This window comes from Serratia sp. YC16 (assembly GCF_009707615.1).
Lineage (GTDB): Bacteria > Pseudomonadota > Gammaproteobacteria > Enterobacterales > Enterobacteriaceae > Serratia > Serratia surfactantfaciens.
This window is the reverse complement of record NZ_WLYN01000001.1, coordinates 81,992-103,668: the sequence shown is the minus strand read 5'-3', so window position 1 is coordinate 103,668 and position 21,677 is coordinate 81,992. Positions and strand designations below refer to the sequence as shown.

Annotated in this window: 19 protein-coding genes and 3 tRNA genes; 11 read left to right on the top strand and 11 right to left on the bottom strand. The window is 59.5% G+C overall.

The genetic code is table 11. From position 1 onward, the window contains the following. The first annotated feature begins 26 nt into the window (after positions 1-26). A complete protein-coding gene (punC, locus tag GKN89_RS00495) occupies positions 27-1,238 on the top strand; it encodes a purine nucleoside transporter PunC (protein WP_154746135.1) in 1,212 nt (403 codons plus the stop codon). Positions 1,239-1,580: 342 nt separating this feature from the next. Then, positions 1,581-2,732 (top strand): cyclopropane fatty acyl phospholipid synthase, encoded by a 1,152-nt coding sequence (cfa, locus tag GKN89_RS00490; RefSeq protein WP_019455993.1) that lies wholly within the window; start codon positions 1,581-1,583, stop codon positions 2,730-2,732. A gap of 73 nt (positions 2,733-2,805) precedes the next feature. Here cfa and GKN89_RS00485 read toward each other — a convergent pair whose 3' ends face one another. Both GKN89_RS00485 and GKN89_RS00480 read right to left on the bottom strand, forming a co-directional pair. Then, positions 2,806-3,099 (bottom strand): I78 family peptidase inhibitor, encoded by a 294-nt coding sequence (locus tag GKN89_RS00485; protein ID WP_063919361.1) that lies wholly within the window; start codon positions 3,097-3,099, stop codon positions 2,806-2,808. Between the two features lie 54 nt (positions 3,100-3,153). After that, positions 3,154-3,804: a riboflavin synthase gene (locus GKN89_RS00480; RefSeq protein ID WP_016927930.1), complete on the bottom strand. Its 651-nt coding sequence runs from the start codon at positions 3,802-3,804 to the stop codon at positions 3,154-3,156. A gap of 238 nt (positions 3,805-4,042) precedes the next feature. Between GKN89_RS00480 and GKN89_RS00475 the strand changes: the two genes are divergently transcribed. The 7 genes from GKN89_RS00475 (at position 4,043) to GKN89_RS00445 (ending at position 8,651) form a co-directional block, all read left to right on the top strand. Then, positions 4,043-5,419 (top strand): MATE family efflux transporter, encoded by a 1,377-nt coding sequence (locus GKN89_RS00475; RefSeq protein WP_025159704.1) that lies wholly within the window; start codon positions 4,043-4,045, stop codon positions 5,417-5,419. A 182-nt stretch (positions 5,420-5,601) separates the two neighbouring features. Next, a tRNA-Val gene (locus tag GKN89_RS00470) sits at positions 5,602-5,678 on the top strand. 20 nt (positions 5,679-5,698) lie between these two features. Next, a tRNA-Val gene (locus tag GKN89_RS00465) sits at positions 5,699-5,775 on the top strand. Positions 5,776-5,795: 20 nt separating this feature from the next. Next, a tRNA-Val gene (locus GKN89_RS00460) sits at positions 5,796-5,872 on the top strand. Between the two features lie 122 nt (positions 5,873-5,994). Further along, entirely contained in the window at positions 5,995-6,300 is a 306-nt protein-coding gene (locus tag GKN89_RS00455; protein ID WP_154746134.1) for a cupin, read from the top strand. Positions 6,301-6,693: 393 nt separating this feature from the next. Next, positions 6,694-8,106, top strand: coding sequence for a pyruvate kinase PykF (gene pykF / locus GKN89_RS00450; RefSeq protein ID WP_063919359.1), 1,413 nt, complete (start codon positions 6,694-6,696; stop codon positions 8,104-8,106). 308 nt (positions 8,107-8,414) lie between these two features. Next, a complete protein-coding gene (locus tag GKN89_RS00445) occupies positions 8,415-8,651 on the top strand; it encodes a major outer membrane lipoprotein (RefSeq protein ID WP_004931354.1) in 237 nt (78 codons plus the stop codon). A 140-nt stretch (positions 8,652-8,791) separates the two neighbouring features. Here GKN89_RS00445 and GKN89_RS00440 read toward each other — a convergent pair whose 3' ends face one another. The 7 genes from GKN89_RS00440 to sufA form a co-directional block, all read right to left on the bottom strand. Continuing rightward, positions 8,792-9,805 (bottom strand): L,D-transpeptidase family protein, encoded by a 1,014-nt coding sequence (locus GKN89_RS00440; protein ID WP_063919358.1) that lies wholly within the window; start codon positions 9,803-9,805, stop codon positions 8,792-8,794. A gap of 298 nt (positions 9,806-10,103) precedes the next feature. Continuing rightward, positions 10,104-10,520, bottom strand: a complete 417-nt coding sequence (sufE, locus tag GKN89_RS00435) for a cysteine desulfuration protein SufE (RefSeq protein ID WP_019455999.1) — start codon at positions 10,518-10,520, stop codon at positions 10,104-10,106. Positions 10,521-10,556: 36 nt separating this feature from the next. Next, on the bottom strand, positions 10,557-11,783 hold the full coding sequence (gene sufS, locus GKN89_RS00430) for a cysteine desulfurase SufS (RefSeq protein ID WP_154746133.1): 1,227 nt from the start codon (positions 11,781-11,783) through the stop codon (positions 10,557-10,559). Then, on the bottom strand, positions 11,780-13,066 hold the full coding sequence (gene sufD, locus GKN89_RS00425) for a Fe-S cluster assembly protein SufD (protein ID WP_019456001.1): 1,287 nt from the start codon (positions 13,064-13,066) through the stop codon (positions 11,780-11,782). Before sufD ends, sufS begins: the two co-directional genes overlap by 4 nt. Then, complete coding sequence (gene sufC, locus GKN89_RS00420; protein ID WP_004931365.1) at positions 13,041-13,787, bottom strand: Fe-S cluster assembly ATPase SufC; 747 nt, start codon at positions 13,785-13,787, stop codon at positions 13,041-13,043. Before sufC ends, sufD begins: the two co-directional genes overlap by 26 nt. A 43-nt stretch (positions 13,788-13,830) precedes the next feature. Further along, positions 13,831-15,327: a Fe-S cluster assembly protein SufB gene (sufB, locus tag GKN89_RS00415; protein WP_025159702.1), complete on the bottom strand. Its 1,497-nt coding sequence runs from the start codon at positions 15,325-15,327 to the stop codon at positions 13,831-13,833. Positions 15,328-15,341: 14 nt separating this feature from the next. Further along, a complete protein-coding gene (sufA, locus tag GKN89_RS00410; protein WP_019456003.1) occupies positions 15,342-15,713 on the bottom strand; it encodes a Fe-S cluster assembly scaffold SufA in 372 nt (123 codons plus the stop codon). A 527-nt stretch (positions 15,714-16,240) separates the two neighbouring features. Here sufA and GKN89_RS00405 point away from each other — a divergent pair. Beyond that, positions 16,241-16,645, top strand: a complete 405-nt coding sequence (locus tag GKN89_RS00405) for a hypothetical protein (RefSeq protein ID WP_019456004.1) — start codon at positions 16,241-16,243, stop codon at positions 16,643-16,645. Between the two features lie 45 nt (positions 16,646-16,690). On the opposite strand, the gene menI is transcribed toward GKN89_RS00405, so the two are convergent. Both menI and GKN89_RS00395 read right to left on the bottom strand, forming a co-directional pair. Next, complete coding sequence (menI, locus tag GKN89_RS00400; RefSeq protein ID WP_019456005.1) at positions 16,691-17,107, bottom strand: 1,4-dihydroxy-2-naphthoyl-CoA hydrolase; 417 nt, start codon at positions 17,105-17,107, stop codon at positions 16,691-16,693. Beyond that, positions 17,104-20,160 (bottom strand): FAD-binding and (Fe-S)-binding domain-containing protein, encoded by a 3,057-nt coding sequence (locus GKN89_RS00395; protein ID WP_154746132.1) that lies wholly within the window; start codon positions 20,158-20,160, stop codon positions 17,104-17,106. The genes menI and GKN89_RS00395 overlap by 4 nt, the downstream gene beginning before the upstream one ends. A 245-nt stretch (positions 20,161-20,405) precedes the next feature. Here GKN89_RS00395 and ydiK point away from each other — a divergent pair, with 245 nt between their 5' ends. Next, positions 20,406-21,506 carry an AI-2E family transporter YdiK gene (gene ydiK / locus GKN89_RS00390; RefSeq protein WP_019456007.1) on the top strand — a complete coding sequence of 367 codons (1,101 nt, stop codon included), beginning with the start codon at positions 20,406-20,408 and terminating at the stop codon, positions 21,504-21,506. The last annotated feature ends 171 nt before the right edge of the window (positions 21,507-21,677 follow it).

The following is a 21,677-nucleotide window of genomic DNA, read 5'->3' as shown; positions in this document are numbered from 1 at the left end:
ACACTAAAATATTAACGAGAAATACCATGCGAAATTCTTTTGGCTTTATGTTCTACCTCGCTGGCCTGAGCATGTTGGGTTATCTGGCGACCGATATGTATCTGCCTGCCTTCGGCGCCATGCGCGAAGAACTGCAAATCTCCGCCGGCGCCGTGAGCGCCAGCCTGAGCATCTTCCTGGCCGGCTTCGCCTTCGCGCAGCTGCTGTGGGGGCCGCTCTCCGATCGCCTGGGGCGTAAACCGGTATTATTGATTGGCCTGACGCTGTTCGCCCTCGGCTGCCTCGGCATGCTGTGGGTGGAAAACGCCCTGCAGCTCTGGATCCTGCGCTTTATTCAGGCCGTCGGCGTCTGTTCCGCCACCGCCATCTGGCAAGCGCTGGTGGTCGACCGTTATCGTGAAGGTCAGGCCAACCGCGTGTTCGCCACCATAATGCCGCTGGTGGCGCTGTCACCGGCGTTGGCCCCGCTGCTTGGCGCCTGGCTGCTGAACCACGCCAGCTGGCGGGCGATCTTCGCCGCGCTGTTGGTGATCACCGCGCTGCTGCTGCTGCCGACGTTGATGCTCAAAGAGCGCGCCAAAACGCAACCCGCCACCGACGCGCCAAAAAACGGCGTCAGCTTCTGGCAACTGTTGAAATCTCCGGTGTTCAGCGGCAACGTCGCGATGTACGCCGCCTGCTCGGCCGGTTTCTTCGCCTGGCTGACCGGTTCGCCGTTTATCCTCGGCGATATGGGCTATAGCCCGAGCGACATCGGTCTGAGCTATGTGCCGCAAACGCTGGCCTTCCTGCTGGGCGGCTACGGCTGCCGCGCCGCGCTCAAGCGCATCAATGGCAAAACTCTGCTGCCGTGGCTGCTGGTAGCTTATGGTGTCAGCATGGTGGCGCTGTATCTGGTGGCGACGCTGACCTCTCCGACGCTCACCACGCTGCTGATCCCGTTCTGCGTGATGGCGCTGGTCAATGGCGCCGGCTACCCGATCATGGTGGCGAATGCGCTGATGCCGTTCCCGGAAAGCAGCGGCAAAGCCGCCGCGCTGCAAAATACGCTGCAGCTGGGGCTGTGTTTTGTGGCGAGCATGCTGGTATCGGCGTTTATTGCCCAGCCGCTGTTGGCGACGGTGACGGTAATGGTGTCTACGGTGATTCTGGCCGCGCTGGGATATTTCCTGCAGCGGGGGAAAACGGCCGATGCGCAGCAAAAGACGCAGCGGGAACATGCTAACTCAGCGTCATAATTGCCAAACTTAATAATCACTTAAAGAATATGCGTGCCGAGTGCGATTTACAGTTGAGTCGACGCCTCGGCACGCCTATACTCAAAAACAACCTTTTAAAGTAACACCTTATAATCTTTATATCTCAATTAGCGCTTGTGTACGCGTCTTGCGTCACACTCTTTTTAAGGATGCGTTCATCCCGCGCCATTTGCGCCGGGTAGCTTCTTAAAATTTCCTCTGTTCATAGTCGGATATCAGACGCCGCGGGCCTATTTTCCGCCGGTAAACGTATGCACCCGCAGAAATTGTCTAAGCTGTTTCCTAACGGGTCATCAGTCAGAAGAAGGTGATGGAGAAGCTATGAGTTCATCGTGTATAGAAGATCTGAGTATCCAGGACAATCAGTGGTACCGTATCGCGCATGAAATGCTCGGCCTGGCCGGCATTGAAATCAACGGTTCGCGCCCCTTCGATATTCAGGTTAAAAACCCCGAATTCTTTAAACGCGTGTTGCAGCAAGGCTCGTTGGGCCTGGGCGAAAGCTATATGGACGGCTGGTGGGAGTGTGAGCGGCTGGATATGTTCTTCCAGCGCGTGGTCAGCGCCGGGCTGGAGAAAAAACTCCCCCACCACCTGAAAGATACCCTGCGTATCGCCGCCGCGCGCCTGACCAATCTGCAATCGAAAAAGCGCGCCTGGATCGTCGGCAAAGAGCATTACGATCTCGGCAACGATCTGTTTACCCTGATGCTCGATCCTTACATGCAATATTCCTGCGGCTACTGGAAAGACGCCACCACGCTGGAAGAGGCGCAGGAAGCGAAACTGCGGATGATCTGCGAGAAACTGCAGCTGCAGCCGGGCATGCGCTTGCTGGACATCGGCTGCGGTTGGGGCGGCCTCTCCGCCTACGCGGCGAAAAACTACGGCGTGTCGGTGGTTGGCGTGACCATTTCCGCCGAACAGCAGAAGCTGGCTCAGGCGCGCTGCGCCGGACTCGATGTGCAGATCCTGCTGCAGGATTACCGCGACCTGCATCAGCAGTTCGATCGCATCGTCTCGGTCGGCATGTTCGAGCACGTCGGGCCGAAAAACTACCGCACCTATTTCAACGTGGTAGAGCGCAATCTGGTGCCGCACGGGCTGTTCCTGCTGCACACCATCGGCTCCAACAAGACCGACATGAACGTCGATCCGTGGATCAACAAATATATCTTCCCGAACGGCTGTCTGCCGTCGGTGAGCCATATCGCCGAGGCCAGCGAAGGCCACTTCGTGATGGAAGATTGGCACAACATCGGCGCCGATTACGACCGCACGCTGATGGCCTGGTTCGAGCGTTTCAAACAGGCGTGGCCACAGCTCGCCGAGCGCTATTCCGAGCGCTTCGAGCGGATGTTCAGTTATTACCTGAACGCCTGTGCCGGTGCGTTCCGGGCGCGCGATCTGCAGCTCTGGCAGGTGGTGTTCAGCCCGAAAGGCGTTGAAGGCGGGATTCGCGTCTCCCGCTGAACGCTTTCCCGATAAAAAAAGCCCCGGCAACAACATCGCCGGGGCTTTTTTTTGCGCTTTCGGACCCTGCGGGTTAACCGCAGTAAACGCGAATAATTTTATCGTTGCTATCGCCAAGGAAGTTCAGACGGCGCAGGTTGAAATCCATGGTAACGGCGGAGTTATACGGAATGGCTCGCACTTTGGATTCGATCCGTACGCCTTCCAGCGAAGTCATCGGCTTGCCGACGTAGTTTTGATACTGCGAAGCGCCGCAGGTATCGTCCGCATCGGCCATTTGCGCGCCGGCGCCCTGCTCAGGTGAACTGCTGCAGGCGCTCAGCGCCAACAACGCGGTTAACAACAACGTTTTCCCATAAAACTTCACGCGTTTCTCCTCTCTGCTTATGATTCGATTCGGGCGGCAACGCCAGAATCGCGGTCAGTCTTTGTGCGCCGGCGCCATCGCCGCTGCCAGCGTCGCTTCGCGATTGGCCAACACACGCTCGACGGTGTCCACCACCGCCTGGGTTTGCGGATCGATCTCGATGTTCACCTTGTCGCCCAGGCGTTTTTTACCCAGCGTGGTGCGATCCAGCGTTTCCGGGATCAGGTGCACGCAGAAACGGTTATTCACCACTTCGCCGATGGTCAGGCTAATGCCGTCGATGCCGATGAAGCCTTTGTGCAGCACATATTTCATCAATTCCGCGTTCGGCATGCGCAGCCATACCTGGCGGTTATTTTCCGACGTATAAATTTTGGCCACTTCCGCCGTGCAGATAATATGGCCGGACATCAAATGCCCGCCAATTTCATCATTGAATTTTGCCGCGCGCTCAATATTGACGATGTCGCCCAGCGCCAAATCGCCAAGGTTGGTCAAGCGCAGCGTTTCCTTGATCAAATCGAAGCTGACGCGGTTGCCTTCCACCGCGGTCACGGTCAGACAGCAGCCGTTATGGGCCACCGACGCGCCCAGCTCCAGCCCCGGCAGCAGTTCTGCAGGCATCTCGATCACGTGGGTGCGGAAATTGGGTTTCTCATCAATGGCGACCAGCGGCGCGGTGCCTTGTACGATACCGGTGAACATATGTGCCTCTTCTTGCTAAATAGGTTAAAACGCTTCCGGCAGTTTGCCCCAGTTGGCGCGGAAAACCAAATCCGCAGCGGCAAAAATCGGCTGCCTGCGCATTTAATAACTATTTATCTGCGGCGTTTGCTTAACGACGCCGAGCAGGTACAATCTTTTTGACAAAATTCCGCTATTTTAATTGTTGTCCTCTCGCGGCAGCCCTCCCTCCCACATATATAAATAGAAAGGTGTATGCGTGCAGAAGTACTTAATTGAAGCGCGTAGTTTATTGGCTCTCGCTATCCCGGTCATCATCGCGCAAATATCGCAAACCGCCATGGGCGTGGTCGATACCATCATGGCCGGCGCTTACAGCGCCACCGACATGGCGGCCGTCGCGGTCGGCACCTCGATCTGGCTGCCGGCCATTCTGTTCGGCCACGGCCTGCTGCTGGCGCTGACCCCGGTTATCGCCCAGCTCAACGGCGCCGGGCGGCGCGATCGCATCGCCCACCAGGTGCGTCAGGGCTTCTGGCTGGCCTCCGGCGTCTCGCTGCTGTTGATCGTCGTGCTGTATAACTGCAAGTTCGTCATCGACATGATGCACAACATCGATCCGCAACTGGCGGACAAGGCCGTCGGCTACCTGCACGCCATCATGTGGGGTGCGCCAGGCTACCTGTTCTTCCAGGTGATGCGCAACCAGTGCGAAGGGCTGTCCAAAACCAAGCCCGGCATGGTGATCGGCTTCCTCGGCCTGTTGGTGAATATCCCGATCAACTACATTTTCATCTACGGCAAGTTCGGCATGCCGGAGCTGGGCGGCGTCGGCTGCGGCGTCGCCACCGGCAGCGTCTACTGGATCATGTTCCTGATGATGCGCTGGTACGTGAAGCGCGCGCCGTCGCAGCGCGATATCAAACGCCAGGCCGGCGATCTCGGCGGCCCAGACTGGGCGGCTCTGAAGCGCCTGATCGGCATCGGCATGCCGGTGGCGCTGGCGCTGTTCTTCGAAGTCACGCTGTTCGCCGTGGTGGCGCTGCTGGTTTCGCCGCTGGGGATCGTCGCGGTCGCCGGCCACCAGATCGCGCTTAACTTCAGCGCGCTGATGTTCGTGCTGCCGTTGTCGCTGGGCGTCGGCGCCACCATTCGCGTCGGTTACCGTCTGGGGGAAGGTTCGGTCGAAGGCGCGCGCGTCGCCGCTTACTCCGCCATCGGCGTCGGCATCACCATGGCCGTCTGCACCGCGCTGTTTACCGCCACCTTCCGCGAGCCTATCGCCCTGCTGTACAACGACAGCCCGGCGGTGGTGGCGATGGCTTCGCAGCTGATGCTGCTGGCGGCGCTGTACCAAATCTCGGATTCTATTCAGGTGATCGGCAGCGGCGTGCTGCGCGGCTATAAAGATACCCGCGCGATCTTTTTCATCACCTTCATCGCTTATTGGGTATTGGGCCTGCCGAGCGGCTATCTGCTGGCGCTGACCGATGTGGTGGTGCCGGCGATGGGGCCGAGCGGCTTCTGGATCGGCTTTATCATCGGTCTGACCTTCGCCGCCATCATGATGGCGCTGCGCATGCGCTGGCTGCAGAAACAGCCGACCACCGTCATCCTGCAGCGATCCACACGCTGAACCCGCAGCCCGGCCGGTTTCCTCCCCGGTCGGGCTGCGGTTTGCGGAAAAAAACGCCGGACTGCGCACAACCTCAGCAATCGCGTGAAATACCGAATAAAATTGCGCTTTTCCCCTTGCCAGCGCGCGGGTAGCTCGTTAATATTCGTCCCCGCTGTCAGCCATGACAGACAGGAAAAGATGCGTCCGTAGCTCAGTTGGTTAGAGCACCACCTTGACATGGTGGGGGTCGGTGGTTCGAGTCCACTCGGACGCACCAAATTCCTGAAGCAGTACAGTGCGTCCGTAGCTCAGTTGGTTAGAGCACCACCTTGACATGGTGGGGGTCGGTGGTTCGAGTCCACTCGGACGCACCAAATTCCTGAATCAGTACCGTGCGTCCGTAGCTCAGTTGGTGAGAGCACCACCTTGACATGGTGGGGGTCGGTGGGTCGAGTCCACTCGGACGCACCATATTGCTGATTCATCTCTCCCCCTGTCGCGTTATACTTCTCATTGTTTCGTCTCTGCCCGACCGCCCGAGTTTTTCATGTCGTTCGCGTCGCGCCACCGCCATCAGCTATCAGGAACGCCACATGACCATCTTCACCGCCCAAACCGCCTTTTTACCGCTCGACAATGGCCTTGCCCGCCGGGAAGGCGTGATGAGCGACGGTGCGCCGGCGGCGGAAGTGCGGTTCGAGGCCGGCGCCTTCGGCCAACTGCAAAAGCCCCCGCACGCGCTGCAAACCCGAGTGATGTCCGGTGAATTCGAGTTCACGCTCGGCGGCGACACGCGAGTGGTGCGGGCCGGCGAGAGCCTGACCCTGCCGGCCAACGTCGCCAGCGGCTGCTTCTGCCTGAGCGCCGGCGTGCTGCTGGAAATCCCGCAAACGCACTAAGCCGCATTTACAGCAAGGTTATTTGCGCAACAAGCGGCCCGCAACCTGTTGCATTTGCGCCACATTTGCCCGCGTTTTGACATATCCGCCGCGCCGCCGCGGTTTTTTATTTTGTTTCCCGCCGCTTAGCCTTTATAATGCGCAACGTCTATCAGTTGAATGGTTTCAGCCCTTGATCTGCGAAAACGCAATAACAACACGATTTGATCTTACCCCGTTGCGCAGCCTCCTCGCGCCCCCGCGCGGGCTGAATTTTTCCGCCCCACTTCAACTGTCGTCACCTATCCTTAACTATGTTTTTCACCACCAGGCACGGCCCAAATTCCCTACCGGCGTCAACCGCGCCGGTCAAATTCGTTTTTTTATCCATCACAACTTGTAGAAAACTCCGCCATGAAAAAGACCAAAATTGTTTGTACCATCGGTCCAAAAACCGAATCGGAAGAAATGCTGACCAACCTGCTCAATGCGGGCATGAACGTGATGCGTCTCAACTTCTCTCACGGCGACTATGAAGAGCACGGCAACCGCATCAAAAACATGCGCGCCGTGATGGCGAAAACCGGTATCAACGCCGGCATCCTGCTGGATACCAAAGGCCCGGAAATTCGCACCATGAAGCTGGAAGGCGGCAAAGACGCCTCGCTGGTCGCCGGCCAAACCTTCACCTTCACCACTGACCAGAGCGTGATCGGCAACAGCGAGCGCGTGGCGGTCACCTACGCCGGCTTCGCCGCCGACCTGAAGATCGGCAACACCGTGCTGGTTGACGACGGCCTGATCGGCATGGAAGTCACCAACGTGACTGAGAACGAAGTCATCTGTAAGGTGCTGAACAACGGCGATCTGGGCGAGAACAAAGGCGTTAACCTGCCGGGCGTGTCCATCCAGCTGCCTGCGCTGGCCGAGAAAGACAAACGCGACCTGATCTTCGGCTGCGAGCAAGGCGTCGACTTCGTAGCGGCGTCCTTCATCCGTAAACGCTCTGACGTGCTGGAGATCCGCGAGCACCTGAAAGCCCACGGCGGCGAGCAGATCCAGATCATCTCCAAGATCGAAAACCAGGAAGGCCTGAACAACTTCGACGAAATCCTCGAAGCGTCAGACGGCATCATGGTTGCCCGTGGCGATCTGGGCGTGGAGATCCCGGTAGAAGAAGTGATCTTCGCCCAGAAGATGATGATCGAAAAATGCAACCGTGCGCGTAAAGTGGTGATCACCGCCACCCAGATGCTCGATTCCATGATCAAGAACCCGCGCCCTACCCGTGCGGAAGCCGGCGACGTCGCCAACGCCATCCTGGACGGCACCGACGCCGTCATGCTGTCCGGCGAGAGCGCCAAGGGCAAATACCCGCTGGAAGCGGTCAACATCATGGCGACTATCTGCGAGCGCACCGATCGCGTGATGCCAAGCCGCATCGACACCCTGAACGATCGCCGCAAGCTGCGCATCACCGAAGCGGTGTGCCGCGGCGCGGTTGAAACCGCCGAGAAACTGGACGCGCCACTGATCGTCGTCGCCACCAGCGGCGGCAAATCAGCGAAATCCGTGCGTAAATACTTCCCTAACGCAGTGATCCTGGCGCTGACCACCAACCAGACCACCGCGCATCAGCTGGTGCTGAGCAAGGGCGTCATCCCGCAGATGGTCAAGGAAATCGCCTCCACCGACGACTTCTACCGCATCGGTAAAGAAGCCGCGCTGGCCAGCGGCCTGGCGCAGAAAGGCGACGTCGTGGTGATGGTTTCCGGCGCGCTGGTGCCGAGCGGCACCACCAACACCGCCTCGGTGCACGTGCTGTAATATAAAACGTGACATAATTGCCTTGATCAAAACGCCGCTTTGCGGCGTTTTTTTTATCGGCAGTAACCTATTTTTCTCAAAACGCAACTGCGAATCGCTCATTATTTAGCTAATAACAAATCGGAGTTGTCCCATGGAAGCCGGCTGTTTTCCCTCGTTTTTTTAACTAATTTGTAAAACCAGATGCAAGTTTGAGCGAACGATCAAAATAAAGCACCTCAAGACTAAAAAATTATTCTCTTTCGAAAAAAGTTTGTGTAATACTTGTAACGCTACATGGAGATTAACTCAATCTAGAGGGTGTTATAATGAATCGTACTAAACTGGTACTGGGCGCGGTAATCCTGGGTTCCACTCTGCTGGCTGGCTGCTCTAGCAACGCTAAAATCGATCAACTGTCTTCTGACGTTCAGACTCTGAACGCTAAAGTTGATCAGCTGAGCAACGACGTGAACGCAATGCGTTCTGACGTTCAAGCTGCTAAAGACGACGCAGCACGCGCTAACCAGCGTCTGGACAACCAAGCTCACGCTTACAAAAAGTAAGATAGCTTTGGTTATTGAAAACGGCGCACATTGTGCGCCGTTTTTTTTGCCTGCTCGCAGGCCTGAACCTTCCCCCGCCGCAGGCAAAAAAAAGAGGTTCAGCACGCTGAACCCCTCTTCGACCGCTCAATCCCGCAAACTTAGTTCACCGAACTGATAGGCGCGCCCTTGAATGGGCTCTTATTCGTCGCAGGAGCCGCTGCAGGCGTTAAACTCACCTCAGACGGGTTCTCCCCCACGTTAACCAACACCGGCATGCCAGAGCGGCGTACAACCGCGCTATCGAACATGGCGCGATCGGTTTGCCCATCCGCAACGAAGGCTTTCTCGGCTTTCGACAGCGTGATCGGCATGGTCTGCGGATCGTCGCTTTCTACCCGCGACAGCGGCTGGTGCACTTCAACATAGCGTTTGCCGTCCGGTTCGACCGAAACCTTCACCGGATCGTTGATCACCTGCACCCGCGTGCCGCGCGGCACCATATTGAACAGCGCCTCGATATCGGTCGGGCGCAGACGAATACAGCCGGAGCTGACGCGCATGCCGATGCCGAAGTTGGCGTTGGTGCCGTGGATCAGGTATTCACCGCGGCCCATCGCCAGACGCAGGGCGAACAGCCCCATCGGGTTCTCAGGGCCGGCCGGCACCACCGCCGGCAGCGTCACGCCCTGGGACTGATAGCGCTTGCGGATGTTGGCGGTTGGCGTCCAGGTCGGGTTAGGGATCTTCTGGCTGATGGAGGTCACCTCCAGCGGCGTATGCATCCCGGTCTGGCCGATGCCGATCGGATAGACGATTACTTTATTCTCGCCTTTCGGGAAGTAGTAAAGACGCAGCTCGGCCAGGTTGACGATGATCCCTTCACGCTTGGTGTCGGGCAGCAGCATTTGGGTCGGAATGGTCAGCACCGTGCCTGGCTTAGGCAGGAACGGGTCGGTTCCGGGGTTGGCTTCCAGCATGCCCAGCAGGCCAATCTTGTAGTCGGCGGCAATCGCCTCCAGCGGACGGCCGTCGTTTGGCACGGTATAAGTGGTGTTTTCGCCGATCAGACGGCTGTCCGGCGGCGGCAGCGGGTACTCGGTCGCACTGGCGGCCTGCGTGCCGGCCAGTACGGTGGCGAAGACCATGCCCATTAAACTCAACGCACGTTTCATTATCATCCCTATATTTTTTATGACGGTTCGTCCCCAAGGCTAACGAGCGCCCGGCGGCGGGTAAATCAGACAATACCTGATTAATACTAGCAACGCTGGCATCAAAGGCAATAAGTTCTCTAAAAATCAACACGTTATAACGTAATCGCCACCGCTGATTGTCAACGAAACGTCAACGGATAAGCTGCTGAAATATCACTGAATTGGGAGTGCTGTCTGGGGGGAAACGGCGGATTGTAAAGACTCATTGACAAAGCGAAGGTATCAATGAGTCTGCCAGGTCGAGGGGGGTTGAGGCTCAGGCCAGCTGCGCGGCTTTACTGCGAATGGCACGAATCATCGCCTCCAATCCCTGGGAGCGCGAAGGCGTCAGATGTTGGCTGAGCGCCAGCTCGGCGAAAAACGGCCGCACATCGAGAGAGACTATCTGCTGTGGCGTCAATTGACGATAGAGAATAAACACCACCGCCAGCAGCCCTTTGACGATCGCGGCGTCGCTGTCGCCGTGAAACTCGACCTGCCCCTGCTCATCGCGGCGCATCACGATCCATACCTGACTTTGACAGCCGGAGATCAGGTTGCCGGCCTGACGCTCGGCCTCGTCCAGCGGCGGCAATTTGGCGCCGAGTTCAATCACGTACAGGTATTTCTCCTCCCAATTCAAGCAGCGGGAGAAATTACGCACCAATTTATCTTTGTCCGGCAAATTCGCCATGGGGATCCTTTTGTACCGCCGGGGACACGCCCCGGCCTAGCCTAATAGCTGATGAATGCGTTGCAGCCCGGCCACCAGCCGGTCCACCTCTTCCCGGGTATTATATAACGCCAGCGAAGCGCGGCACATGCTCGGCACCTGATAAAACGCCATCAGCGGCATGGCGCAATGGTGGCCGGTGCGGATGGCGATGCCATACTGGTCGAGGAAGCTGCCGACATCATAGGCGTGATGCTCTCCCAGATTGAAGGCGATCACCCCGGCGCGATGAGCCGGGCCATAGATTTTCAGCGTCGGCACCTGCTTGAGCGCCTCAAGCGCGTAGTGCATCAGCGACTGTTCATAATCGTGGATCACATTCAGCCCCAAGGCCTCGACGTAATCGAACGCCGCCCCCAGCCCCATGATGCCGGCGGTGTTCGGCGAACCGGCCTCGAAGCGCCACGGCGGATCGGCGAAGGTGGTGCCTGCCGTCAGGCTGACCTGACGGATCATCGAACCGCCCCCTTCCCACGGCGGCATCTGCTGCAACAACGCCTGGCGCCCATACAGCATGCCGATGCCGGAAGGGCCATACAGCTTGTGGCCGGAAAACACGTAGAAATCGCAGTCCAGCGCCTGAACATCGACGCGTTGGTGCATCACCGCCTGCGCGCCGTCCACCAATACCGTCAGATCCGGTGCCAGGGCTCTGGCGCGAGCGATGATCTCGCGCACCGGGTTGACGGTGCCCAGCACGTTGGAGACCTCGGTCAGCGCCAGCAGTTTACAGGACGCGTCGACCAGCTCCGGCAACCGCGCCAGATCCAGCGTGCCGTCCGGCTGCAGCGGCCAAACCCGCAGCTGCAACCCGCGTTCCTGCGCCAGCATCTGCCAAGGCACGATGTTGGCGTGGTGCTCCATCTCGGTGATGAGGATAGCGTCGCCCGTCTGCAGCAGGTGGCGGCCGAAGCTGTTGGCCACCAGGTTGATGCCTTCGGTGGTGCCTTTGACGAACACCATCTCTTCCGCCGACGCGGCGTTGATAAAGCGCGCCGCCTGTTCCCGCACCGCTTCCATCTGCTGAGTCGCCTCGGCGCTCAGAGTATGGATGCCGCGATGCACCGCCGCATAGCCGTGGCGATAGAAATCCAGCTCGCGGTCGATCACCGCCTGCGGTTTCTGCGCGCTGGCGGCACTGTCGAGATAGGCCAGCGGTTGGCCGTTCACCTCACGCGCCAGCAGCGGGAAATCGCCGCGCACGCGTTCAATCGGATAACTCATGCGGCCTCCCCCGGCAGGCGCTGGGCGATGCGCGCCAGCACACGTTCCCGGATGATGTCGTTGGCAATGCCTTCGGTCAACTCGGCGGCGAAGGCGAAGATGATCATCTGCTGCGCCGCATGCTTGTCGATGCCGCGCGACTGCAGATAGAACAGCTGCTCTTCATCGATGCGCCCCACGGTGGCACCGTGACTGCACTTGACGTCGTCGGCGTAGATCTCCAACTGCGGTTTGGTATCCACTTCCGCCACCTTACCCAGCAGCAGGTTATGGTTGGTCATCTGGCCGTCGGTTTTGATCGCGTGCTTGGCCACTTTGATCATGCCGTTGAACACCGCCTTGCCGCGATCGCTGACCACGGTTTTATGCAGCTGACGGCTTTCGCAATAGCCCTTGTTGTGTTCCAGATAGGTGCGGGTATCGCAGATCTCTTTGCCCACCGGCAGCACCAGGCTATTGATCACCAGATTGGCGCCCTCGCCGTTCAGCTGCGCGCTGGTGTTGTGGCGCGTCAGGCCGGCGCCCAGCAGGAAGCTGTCGCTTTTCACTCGCGCGTCGCGGCCGATGACCAGATCGTTATGAGCGAAGTGGTAGCTTGGCTGGCTCTCAAACGCCAGCTTGCAGTGCAACAGCCCGGCGTTGTCCGCCACGTTGGCGGTCAGGCGCGCGCCGGTAAAGTGCGCGGCTTCGCCCAGGCTGACATAGTGTTCGATCACTTCCGCCTCGGCCCCGCGCCCGATCTCCAGATGATGGCGATGATGCACGGTGTTCACTTCCCCGGCACCGCCGCGTCCGCTGCTGATATGCAGCAGGTACAGCGGCCGCGCGGGGGCTTTGCCGGCGGGCAGGCGGATCAGGCTGGTTTCCTGCGCCAGGCTTTCGGTCAGGTGCAGGAAGACCTCCGGTTGGATCGGCTCCGGCAGCGCCTGCGGCGTGCCGTAGGCGGTCAGCTCAAACTGGTAGTCGCCCAGGTCGCCATCGCTGAGCGCGGCACTGTAGCGGCCGTCGATGAACACCAGCCGACAGGCGTCGATGCCAAGCGCCAACGCATCGGCCTGCTCGGCGGTTACCGGCGCGGGCTGCGGCTCGAGGAATTGCTGCTCCAGCAGGCCTTCCAGCGGCGTGTATTTCCAGTTCTCATGCTTGCGCGTCGGCCAGCCGAGCCGCAGCGCCTGCTGCCAGTGCGCCAGCGCATGCGGTGAACGCTCGCCGCCGCGCCCTTCGAACAGGCGATACAGCTGCTGCAGCGCGTTTGAATTACTGTTGGTCGGTAAGCCAGCCATAGCCCTGCTCCTCCAACTGTTTCACCAGCGAGAAATCGCCGGATTTGACGATGCGCCCCTGCGACAGCACGTGCACGTAATCCGGTTTGATGTAGTCCAGAATACGCTGGTAGTGGGTGACGATGATAAAGGCGCGCTTGCCGTCACGCAGCGAATTGACGCCGTTGGCGACGATCTTCAGCGCGTCGATGTCCAGACCGGAGTCGGTTTCATCGAGAATGCACAGATCCGGCTCCAGCGCCGCCATCTGCAGAATATCGTTGCGCTTTTTCTCGCCGCCCGAGAAACCGACGTTGACCGAACGGGTCAGCAGATCGGCCGGCATATCCAGCAGCGCGATCTTCTCTTCGATGAAATCGGCGAAGTCAAAGCGATCCAGAGGCTCCTGTTCGCGGTATTTGCGCACCGCGTTGACCGACGTTTGCAGGAAAAAGTGGTTGCTGACGCCGGGGATCTCCACCGGGTACTGGAAGGCCAGAAACACGCCTTCGCCGGCGCGATCTTCCGGATCCAGCTCCAGCAGGTCCTTGCCCTTGAAGGTGACTTCCCCTTCGGTCACTTCGTACTCTTCACGCCCGGCCAGCGTGGCGGACAGCGTACTCTTGCCCGAGCCGTTCGGGCCCATGATGGCGTGCACTTCGCCCGGTTTAATCTCCAGATCCAATCCCTTGAGGATCTCGTTGCCTTCCACGCTGACTTTCAAATTCTTGATGCTTAACATGCTGTGTCCTCAGATAGCGCCGACGGCGCTAAAAATGCGGCGATTAGCCCACGCTGTGTTCCAGGCTGATGGCCAAAAGTTTCTGCGCCTCGACGGCGAACTCCAGCGGCAGCTCGGAGAAAACGTCCTTGCAGAAACCGTTGACGATCATCGAAATGGCGTCATCCTCGCTGATGCCGCGCTGCAGGCAGTAGAACAGCTGGTCGTCGCCGATCTTCGAGGTGGTGGCTTCGTGCTCCAGCTGAGCGCTGTTGTTGCGCGCTTCGACGTACGGGAACGTGTGGGCGCCGCTGTCCGGCCCGATCAGCATCGAGTCGCACTGGGTAAAGTTACGGGCGTTTTCCGCCCCCGGCAGGATTTTCACCAGGCCGCGATAGGTGTTCTCGCTGTGGCCGGCGGAGATGCCTTTGGCGATGATAGTCGACTTGGTGTTTTTGCCGATGTGGATCATCTTGGTGCCGGTATCCGCCTGCTGATGGCCGCTGGTCAGCGCCACCGAGAAGAATTCGCCGATCGAGTTGTCGCCCTGCAGGATCACGCTCGGGTATTTCCAGGTGATGGCCGAGCCGGTTTCCGACTGGGTCCAGGACATTTTCGAACCGGCGCCTTCACACAGCGCGCGCTTGGTGACGAAGTTGAGGATGCCGCCCTTGCTCTCGCCGCCGGAGAACCAGTTCTGCACCGTCGAGTATTTCACTTCGGCGTCTTTATGCAAGATCACTTCCACCACCGCCGCGTGCAGCTGGTAGCTATCGCGCACCGGGGCAGAACAGCCCTCGATGTAGCTGACGTAACTGCCTTCGTCGGCGATCAGGATGGTGCGCTCAAACTGGCCGGTTTTGGCGGCGTTGATACGGAAATAGGTCGACAGCTCCATCGGGCAACGCACGCCCTTCGGCACGTAGACGAAGGTGCCGTCGGAAGCCACCGCGGCGTTCAGCGCGGCGAAGAAGTTATCGTTGGACGGCACCACCCGCCCCAGGTATTGGCGCACCAGATCCGGGTACTCCTGGATCGCTTCGCCGAACGAGCAGAAGATCACCCCGCTCTCCGCCAGTTTTTCACGGTAGGTGGTGGCGACCGAGACCGAGTCGAAGATGGCGTCCACCGCCACCTCGCTGCCCTCGCGTACCGGCACGCCGAGCTGGTTGAACGCCAGCTCCACTTCGCTGGTCAGGTAATCTTTTTCCGTCGCCGCGCCCGTTTGCTGCTCGGCGCCGGGTTGCGAACCGCAGGCGTCGTCGCAGCTGCCGCAGGACGGAGCCGAATAGTAACTGTAGTCCTGGTAGTTCAGGCGATCGTAATTGGCCTTCAGCCAGTGCGGTTCTTCCATCTGCAGCCAGGCGCGATAGGCCTCGAGGCGGAATTCCAGCATCCACTCGGGTTCGTTGCGCTTGGCCGAGATGGCGCGCACCACCTCTTCGTTGATGCCCTTGGCCAACTCATCGGTTGCCAGCTGGGTGAAGAAGCCTTCTTTGTAGCGACCTTCGCTGACCCAAGCCTGCACTTCATTAGGCATTTCTACATTGCTTCGTGTCATGTTGATTGCATCGCTCAAACGCCAAAACTCTCGCCGCACCCGCAGGCATGCTGAGCTTTAGGGTTGTTGAATTTGAAGATCTGGTTCAGCCCTTCACGGACATAATCGACCGTGGTGCCATCGATAAACGGCATCGCCTTCAGCGGCACATACAGTTTGGCGCCGTCGCGCTCAAACAGCAGATCGTCATCGGCGGGGTCGCGGGTCAGATCCAGCACATAGGCAAAGCCGGCGCAGCCGGATTGTTTCACCCCTAGCTGCAGCCCTTTCACCTGCGGATCCTGCTGCATCAGTTTCGTTATTTGTCGTACGGCGCTGTCGCTGAGCGAAATGCCTTGCCAGACATTTTCATCCAGAGAAAAAGTGCCGACATTTTCCGTTTGCATAGGGTCTACCTCACACTCGTGTTTGGCCACAGCCAATCTGGGTTGCTTATATGTTAGTGATAACGATTATCACTTCAACCGTTTGTTTTGCGGGGGTATCCGCCGCGAGCGCGGTTTTTCGCTGCGGCGCGCGGCAAGCCAACGGGACATCCGTGGCGGCTTGCGGCGTCAGGCGGCAAGGTGTGCATGCTATCCCTATGAATTTGTTATCTATCCTGCATCACCGTACCGCACTCCCCGGTGGCCCGTCAGCGTTACAGCGCCACGGTGCGTTGCCGTTCTAAACATTCATAGAAAATACCTATTTCTGCATTCTGTCTGTCGTAAATGTGCGTTTATCGGCATTTCTCGCCCTGTGCGGACTGAGGGGCTGCTGATTAAAGTTTAGTCGCTCTGGATCAAGTTGGGCCGCCGAGGGCCAATTGCCACCCTGCACAACAAAAAAACGCCGTATCGGGGATTGATCGGCAACGCGGCAGTTTATATGATAATGATTATCATTCAATTTGAATTTGAGCGCGAAGCCAATGACTCTTACGATCAACGCATGGTTGCTGGGCAAGATTGACGAATACAAATTCAGCGTGCGCGACGCCACGGTGGACTTTTATATGGCCGAAGCGGCGCTGCGACGCCCGGAATGCAATATTGATCATCTGAAGCGATACAACAGCGTCAGCCTGACCATGGCCAATCTGTGCCTGGAGAACGGCGACGACGACAGCTACCTGCACGCGCTCAGCAAGCTGCACAACCGGCTGATCGTCGAGATCAACAATCCGCAGCGCTGCCAGCTGTTTCGGGTGCAAAGCTACCACTTCGCACGCCACACGCTGACGCTGATCTGCCAAAAATATGCGATGGAAGGCACCTGGGAGAAGGCGAACGCGTTTCAGAAGGACTTCGTCAAACGCGTGCCGTTTCAACTGTAAAGCGATGCGTTCCGCAGGCCGCTGGCCTGCGGAAGCTGACGGGGATCAGTCGATGACCGCCGTGGTCAGACGCGAGGTGCAGCACAGCCGGTCGCGCGCGTCGAAGATCTCTATCTGCCACACCTGATGGCGGCGGCCCACGTGCAGCGCACGGCACACCCCGCGCACCTGGCCATCGAACACCGCGCGCAGGTGGTTGGCGTTGATCTCCAGCCCCACCACTTTCTGCTCGCCTTCGCTGCACAGGTAGCCGGCCATCGATCCCATCGACTCCGCCAGCACCACCGACGCTCCGCCGTGCAACAGCCCGAACGGCTGCCGGGTACGGCCATCGACCGGCATGGTGGCCTCGAGGAAATCCTCGCCCATCTGGGTAAACTCGATGCCCACATGGCTGACCATGCAGCCGTCACCGGCGCGGTTCAGCTGCTCCAGCGATGTTTCACGTTTCCACAATTTCACTCAATCATCTCCAGAAGTGCCTGTAATGGGTGGCGCACGCCATTGCCCTCGATGCGTTTCACCTGGCTGCGGCACGAATAGCCGGTCGCCAGGCAGCGCTGCCGCGGCAAACGCTGCAGCGTCGGATGCCATGATAGCTCATAAATGCCGAGCGAGTTTTGCAGGTTCTTGGCTTCGTGGCCGTAAGTGCCCGCCATGCCGCAGCAGCCGACGCTGACGTTCTCCAGTTTGGCGCCGAAGCGGGCGAAGATCGCCGCCCACTGTTGGCCGCTGGCCGGCAGCGCGGTGGTTTCGGTGCAGTGGCCGAACAGATACCAGGGCTCGCCGGTCGCCGGCTGTTCGGCGCGATCCGCGATCCGCTGTTGCAACCATTCATGCACCAGCTGCACCTGGAAATCGCCGCGCTCGGCGCCGAGGATCTCGCGGTATTCGTCGCGGTAGCACAGCACCAGCGCAGGATCGACGCCCACCATAGGCATGCCGAGCTGCGCCACGCGGTTGAGGAAATCGGCGGTTTTGCGTGCGGTGCGGGCAAAACGCGTCAGGAAACCTTTCACATGCTGCGCCTTGCCGTTCGGCGAGAACGGCAGCAGCACCGGTTTATAGCCGAGCTTCTCCACCAGCCGCACGAAATCCGCCACCACTTTGGCGTCGTAATAGCTGGTGAACGGATCCTGAACGATCAGCACGTGCTCTGCGCGTTGCTCGGCGCTCAACCCTTCCAACTGCTCCAGCGTCAACGTGGTCGCGCGGTGGCCGGACAGCTGCTGACGCAGCGTCGGGCTGGACAACAGCGGCAGATCGACCATGCCGATGGCGTGGCGGCTCATCTCCCGCAGCCACGGCTGGCGGAAGAAGAAGTTGAACACCTTCGGCGCGCGGGCCATCAGCGGGGTGTAGCTCTCCACGCCGGCGACCATGTAGTCGCTCACCGGGCGCAGATAGCGGGTGTGGTAGAGCTGCAGGAAGCGCGAACGGAACCCCGGCACGTCAATCTTGATCGGGCACTGGGTGGAGCAGGCCTTGCAGGCCAGGCAGCCGGACATCGCTTCTTTCACTTCGTGCGAGAAGTCATACTCGCCTTTGCCGGCGTGCCAGCTGTTGCGGGTCTTTTCGATCACGCCGCGCAAGCTGAGGCGCTGCTGCGGCAGCTGTTTCTCCAGCGCCAGCGGATCCACGCCCTGCTCGGCCAACAGACGCAACCACTCGCGCACCAGCGTCGCCCGCCCTTTCGGCGAATGAATGCGGTTGCCGCTGATCTTCATCGACGGGCACATCGGGCTGCGCACGTCGAAGTTGAAACACAGGCCGTTGCCGTTACACTCCAGCGCGCCGCGGAACGAGGTGCGCACCTCGACCGGGATCTGGCGATCGAAAGTGCCGCGTTTGACCGCATCCACCTGCATCATCGGCGCATCCACCGCCAGCGGCGCACAGATCTTGCCCGGGTTCAGGCGGTTATCCGGATCGAACGCCGCCTTGATGCGGCGCAGCTCCTCAAACAGCGTTTCCCCGAAGAATTCAGGGCTGTATTCCGCACGGAAGCCTTTGCCGTGCTCGCCCCACAGCAGGCCGCCGTATTTGGCGGTCAGCGCCACCACCCGATCGGAGATCTGTTTCATCAGCACTTCCTGCTGCGGGTCGCACATGTCGAGCGCCGGGCGCACGTGCAGCACCCCGGCGTCGACGTGGCCGAACATGCCATAGCTCAGGTTGTGCTCGTCGAGCAGTTGACGGAACTCGACGATATAGTCAGCCAGGTGCTGCGGCGGCACGCAGGTGTCCTCGGCGAACGGAATCGGCTTGGCGCGCCCTTTGGCGTTGCCCAGCAACCCGACCGCTTTCTTGCGCATGTTGTAAATGCGCTCGATGCCCGCCAGATCGCCGCAGATCTGGTATCCGATCACGCCGCCCTGCCGCTGTGCGATCAATTCGTCCAGCCGTTGGCACAGGGCCTCCATCTGGCCGTCGATCAGCGCCCGATCGTCACCGGCGAACTCGACGATGTTCAGCCCGAGCATCTCTTTGTCCGGCACGTCGGCGATCAGCTCGTTCACCGAGTGCCAAACGATATCTTCACGCGCCAGGTTCAGCACCTTGGAGTCGATGGTTTCCACCGACAGCGCCTTGGCTTCGACCATAAAGGGCGCATTGCGCAGCGCCGAGTCGAAGGAGTCGTACTTTACGTTGACCAGGCGACGCACCTGCGGCAGCGGCGTGATGTCCAGCCGCGCTTCGGTGATAAACGCCAGCGTGCCTTCGGCGCCGGTCAGGATGCGCGTCAGATCGAAGGTTTGCAGATCGTCGCTCAGCACATGGCGCAGGTCGTAGCCGGTGAGGAAACGGTTGAGCTTGGGGAATTTTTCCAGGATCAGCGCGCGCTGCTCGCGGCAGCGGTTCAGCACCGTGCGATAGATGCGCCCTTCGGCGGTCTCTTCCAGAGCAATCGTTTCCGCCAGCGTCGTCGGCATGGCGCGGGTATCGATCATCTCGCCACCCAGCAGCACCGCCCGCAGGCCCAATACGTGATCGGAGGTTTTGCCGTACACCAGCGAGCCCTGGCCGGAGGCGTCGGTATTGATCATGCCGCCCAGGGTAGCGCGGTTGCTAGTGGAGAGTTCCGGCGAGAAGAAGTAGCCGAACGGCCGCAGATATTGATTCAGCTGGTCCTTGATCACCCCGGCTTCGACTTTTACCCACCCCTGTTCGACGTTGATCTCCAGAATGCGGTTCATATGGCGCGACATATCGACCACGATGCCGGTATTGAGCGACTGGCCGTTGGTGCCGGTGCCGCCGCCGCGCGGGCTGAAGGTCAGCGTTTTGAAGCGTTCTTCACCCGCCAGGCGGGCGATCAGCGCCACATCGGCGGTGGAACGGGGAAACACCACCGCATCGGGCAACAGCTGATAGATGCTGTTGTCGGTGGCCATCGTCAGCCGGTCGGCGTAGCTGGTGGCGGTATCGCCGTTGAATCCGTTTTGCTTCAGTGCTTCCAAAAAGTCGAGCACCCGTTGAACGAGGCCGGGCGCCTGAGAAATCTGTGGGATCATTCGCTTTTTTGACCCTGTCCGTCTATTTTTTATGCGCTGATGTACGCTGAATCGGGCCTTTAATTCAGACCCACCCTATTTTTTAGTGACACTAAAAACTAACATACTCGTTTAGTGAAGGCATTCACATTATTACCGCCCTGCGAGCGCTGCCACAGGCGGCCGCCCGGCGGTGAGAAACCGACCGACAGGCACCCCGGTTCGCCGGTGCCAGGGATTCAATTGACCAGGATGAGAAGCCACTGATGCCACTCCCGCAATCGCGTTACGACTTACCGCGAATTATTTTCGGCGTGCTGTTTATCGCCATCATGATCGTCGCCTGTTTCTGGGTGATCCAACCGTTTATTCTCGGCTTCGCCTGGGCGGGCATGGTGGTGATCGCCACCTGGCCGCTGCTGCTCAAACTGCAAAAGCTGCTGTGGGGCCGCCGCTCGCTGGCGGTGCTGGTCATGACCCTGCTGCTGATCTTGCTGTTCATTCTGCCCATCTCCCTGCTGATCAGCAGCGTGGTGGATAACAGCGCGCCGCTGATCGCCTGGGCCAGTTCGCCGGGCAAACTGCATATTCCCGATCTCGCCTGGCTGCAATCCGTGCCGATGATCGGCGACAAGCTTTATACCAGCTACCACACGCTGGTTAACGCCGGCGGCGCCGCGCTGCTGGCGAAGGTACAACCTTACTTCGGCCAGACCGCCACCTGGTTCGTGGCGCAGGCGGCGCATATCGGCCGTCTGCTGCTGCACTGCGCGCTGATGCTGCTGTTCAGCGCCTTGCTTTATGCGCGCGGCGAGCAGGTGGCGTTGGGCATCCGCCACTTTGCGGTGCGCCTGGGTTCTGAGCGCGGCGATGCGGCGGTGCTGCTGGGCGGCCAGGCGATCCGTGCGGTGGCGCTGGGCGTGGTGGTGACGGCGCTGGTGCAGTCGGTGCTGGGCGGCATCGGTCTGGCAGTGAGCGGCATTCCGGCCGCCACCCTGCTGACGATGCTGATCTTCATCTGCTGCGTGGCGCAATTGGGGCCGCTGTTAGTGCTGGTGCCGGCCATCATTTGGCTGTACTGGCACGGCGACACCACCTGGGGCACCGTGCTGTTGGTCTGGAGCTGCGTAGTGGCCACGCTGGATAACGTGCTGCGACCGGTGTTGATCCGCATGGGTGCCGATCTGCCGCTGCTGCTGATCCTGTCGGGCGTTATCGGCGGCTTGCTGGCCTTCGGCATGATTGGCCTGTTCATCGGCCCGGTGGTCTTGGCGGTGTCTTATCGCCTGCTGACCGCCTGGATGGATGAAGCGCCGGAGCCGACCACCGCACCGGAGCAAGTGATCGAAGAGTTGGAAAAACGCTAATTTCCCCTTCCGCCCACATCGTCGGGCGGAATTTTTCGCCCGCGCATTATTCCTACCTCATTCGGGTAATATCCCTGTTGAATATAAAGCCGTTATATATTGATTAAGACGCAACGAATAAAAGGTGCAAGGTAAATCCCTGTTTTGTTGCACGCCGTAAAAAGAGAGATC

Excerpts from the sequence above, each read along its gene's own strand:
- punC (WP_154746135.1), top strand. The coding sequence starts at position 27 with ATGCGAAATTCTTTTGGCTTTATGTTCTACCTCGCTGGCCTGAGCATG.
- cfa (WP_019455993.1), top strand. The coding sequence starts at position 1,581 with ATGAGTTCATCGTGTATAGAAGATCTGAGTATCCAGGACAATCAGTGG.
- GKN89_RS00480 (WP_016927930.1), bottom strand. The coding sequence starts at position 3,804 with ATGTTCACCGGTATCGTACAAGGCACCGCGCCGCTGGTCGCCATTGAT.
- GKN89_RS00455 (WP_154746134.1), top strand. The coding sequence starts at position 5,995 with ATGACCATCTTCACCGCCCAAACCGCCTTTTTACCGCTCGACAATGGC.
- pykF (WP_063919359.1), top strand. The coding sequence starts at position 6,694 with ATGAAAAAGACCAAAATTGTTTGTACCATCGGTCCAAAAACCGAATCG.
- GKN89_RS00445 (WP_004931354.1), top strand. The coding sequence starts at position 8,415 with ATGAATCGTACTAAACTGGTACTGGGCGCGGTAATCCTGGGTTCCACT.
- GKN89_RS00440 (WP_063919358.1), bottom strand. The coding sequence starts at position 9,805 with ATGAAACGTGCGTTGAGTTTAATGGGCATGGTCTTCGCCACCGTACTG.
- sufE (WP_019455999.1), bottom strand. The coding sequence starts at position 10,520 with ATGGCGAATTTGCCGGACAAAGATAAATTGGTGCGTAATTTCTCCCGC.
- sufS (WP_154746133.1), bottom strand. The coding sequence starts at position 11,783 with ATGAGTTATCCGATTGAACGCGTGCGCGGCGATTTCCCGCTGCTGGCG.
- sufD (WP_019456001.1), bottom strand. The coding sequence starts at position 13,066 with ATGGCTGGCTTACCGACCAACAGTAATTCAAACGCGCTGCAGCAGCTG.
- sufC (WP_004931365.1), bottom strand. The coding sequence starts at position 13,787 with ATGTTAAGCATCAAGAATTTGAAAGTCAGCGTGGAAGGCAACGAGATC.
- sufB (WP_025159702.1), bottom strand. The coding sequence starts at position 15,327 with ATGACACGAAGCAATGTAGAAATGCCTAATGAAGTGCAGGCTTGGGTC.
- sufA (WP_019456003.1), bottom strand. The coding sequence starts at position 15,713 with ATGCAAACGGAAAATGTCGGCACTTTTTCTCTGGATGAAAATGTCTGG.
- GKN89_RS00405 (WP_019456004.1), top strand. The coding sequence starts at position 16,241 with ATGACTCTTACGATCAACGCATGGTTGCTGGGCAAGATTGACGAATAC.
- GKN89_RS00395 (WP_154746132.1), bottom strand. The coding sequence starts at position 20,160 with ATGATCCCACAGATTTCTCAGGCGCCCGGCCTCGTTCAACGGGTGCTC.
- ydiK (WP_019456007.1), top strand. The coding sequence starts at position 20,406 with ATGCCACTCCCGCAATCGCGTTACGACTTACCGCGAATTATTTTCGGC.